Origin of the sequence: Mesorhizobium sp. M7A.F.Ca.CA.002.09.1.1, from assembly GCF_003998555.1 — a bacterium.
In the GTDB taxonomy this organism is placed as follows: Bacteria; Pseudomonadota; Alphaproteobacteria; order Rhizobiales; family Rhizobiaceae; genus Mesorhizobium; species Mesorhizobium ciceri.
The window spans coordinates 1-2,564 of sequence record NZ_RZRR01000813.1 but is presented as its reverse complement, the minus strand read 5'-3'; the positions used below and the strand labels follow the sequence as shown (position 1 = coordinate 2,564).

The 2,564-nt window shown below is 63.0% G+C and carries 1 protein-coding gene; it reads left to right on the top strand.

Translation table 11 applies throughout. The annotated features are described in order from the left end of the window. Positions 1–657 precede the first annotated feature (657 nt). A partial coding sequence (locus EN994_RS26665) for a PhoX family phosphatase (protein WP_164746218.1) occupies positions 658–2,564 on the top strand: 1,907 nt, incomplete at its 3' end.

Here is a 2,564-nt window from a genome sequence, read left to right as displayed (position 1 = left end):
GTCCAGGACAATTTGATAGGGCGCAATCGTCAACACCAGCGCCGCTGCCGATTTGAGCGCCAGCCGGCAACAACGGGTCGTGACCGATCTGTGCATTCTGATCTCCGACGACTGAGCCCGGCGCGCCCCACCCCAACGTTGCAGTGCAACCAACATTGCCGAAAGACGCGGCGCCCGGAAGCGACCTCCGACCGTTGCGGTTGTCAACCAGGACCATTGCAAGCGCAAGGTTGGACTAAAGTCCCAAGTATATGCTACATTAGCTTCGCATGAACGGCGCCGTGACCGCCATCGCTAAACGGGAGACTGGCTTTCCCGATGCCTGACGACCGCAGACGCCGAACATCAAGTCACCTCCGCCGGGGGCGGCGGAGGTGACTTGTCGAGGGTGCAGTTGCCCGTTGATCTGTTTTTTGCAAACGACTGATGTCGTCCGCCGTCGCAGGATGCGCGGCCAAGATGCCGCCTAAGGTCTCCTTTCATCTCGAACCGGCGATTCTGGAGCAGTTCCGGTCTGCGGGAATGCTTAGCCAGCGCTGCGCGCAATGCCTGTCGCGTCTGAAAGGTCTCCCGATGTCACGAAAATGTGATCCGGCGATTATAAGGGGGTCAAACAGGTACCCACGCTCCAGCCAATCCAACAGCCAGAGGCAAGCCATGACTGACCTTCGCTCCCCCGACACCCGATTCCGCACCAGCCTGCTCGAGGAAAACGACGGCCCGGCCATCAACGCTTCCGACAACCGCACCATGGGCGAGATCATCGCCGCGCGGTTCTCGCGCCGCGGCTTCCTCAAGGGTTCGCTGGCTGTCTCGGCCATCGCCGCCACCGTCAGCCCGCTGGCGCTGATCAGCGCCGACGAGGCCCGGGCCGCTGAAGGCTCGGCCTTCACGTTCGACGAACTCGAGGCCGGCATCGACGACAAGCACCACGTCGCGCCGGGTTACGATGCCGATGTACTGCTGCGCTGGGGCGATCCGCTGTTTGCCGATTCGCCCGACTTCGACCCGACGAAACAGTCGGCCGAGGCCCAGGCGAAACAGTTCGGCTACAACAACGATTATGTCGGCTACATCCCCATCGACGGCTCGGCCGAACATGGCCTGCTGGTGGTCAACCACGAATACACCAATCCGCATCTGATGTTCCCGGGCATCGTGAAAATCGTCGAGAAGGACGGCAAGAAGTCGGCCGAAGTCGCACCCCTCTCGAAGGAGCAGGTCGATGTCGAGATGGCAGCTCACGGCGGCACCATCGTCGAGATCCGCAAGACATCAGGCAAATGGCAGGTGGTGCGCGACGGCAAGCTCAATCGCCGCATCACCTCCAACACCGAAATGGCGCTGGCCGGTCCGGTTGCCGGCCATGACCGCGTCAAGACCAATGCCGATCCGTCCGGCACCAAGGTGTTCGGCACGTTCAACAATTGCGCCGGCGGCGTCACGCCCTGGGGCACCTATGTGATGGCCGAGGAGAACATCCATGGCTATTTCTCCGGCGAGTTGCCGGAAGGCCACAAGGAAGCCGCGAACTACAAGCGTCTCGGCATTCCCGAAGGCGCCTATGAATGGGCGGCGCATTACGAACGTTTCGACCTCGCCAAGGAGCCCAATGAGGCCAACCGCTTCGGCTGGATCGTCGAGGTCGATGTCAACGACCCGACCTCGACGCCGAGGAAGCGCACGGCCATGGGCCGCTTCAAGCATGAGGGCGCCGAATCGATTGTCGCCAGGGACGGCCGCGTCGTCTTCTATCTCGGTGACGACGAGCGCTTCGACTATGTCTACAAGTTCGTGACCAAGGCCGCGTTCGATCCGAACGATCATGCCGCCAACAGGGACCTGCTCGATGATGGCACGCTGCATGTCGCCAGGTTCGCCGAAGATGGCACGGTCGAATGGCTGCCGATCGTCTTCGGCCAGGGACCGCTGACGGCTGAAAACGGTTTCACTGGCCAGGCCGACGTGCTGATCGAGACGCGCCGCGCCGCCGACCTGCTCGGTGCCACCAAGATGGACCGCCCCGAAGACATCCAGCCCAATGCCATCAACGGCAAGGTCTATGTCATGCTGACCAACAATTCGAAGCGCAAGGCCGACCAGGTAGACGCCGCCAACCCCCGCGCCGAAAACGCCTTTGGCCACATCATCGAGATCGCCGAGGACGGCGGTGATTTCACCGCCGCCAAGGGCAAGTGGGAAGTGCTGCTGAAATGCGGTGATCCGGCGGTTGCCGATGTCGGCGCCACCTTCTCGACGGCAACGACGGCCAATGGCTGGTTCGGCATGCCCGACAATTGCGCGGTCGATTCGGCCGGGCGTCTCTGGGTCGCGACCGACGGCCAGGGCCCGAAAGCCACCGGCCGCACGGATGGTCTGTGGGCGGTGGACACGGAAGGGGTGGCGCGGGCGACCTCGAAACTGTTCTTCCGCGTGCCGATCGGCGCCGAAATGTGCGGTCCGCTGTTTGCGCCCGACGACCAGACCGCCTTCGTCGCCGTCCAGCATCCGGGCGATGGCGGCGAGGACTGGGAAGCGTTCGGCCGCCCGTCCTACTATGAGGA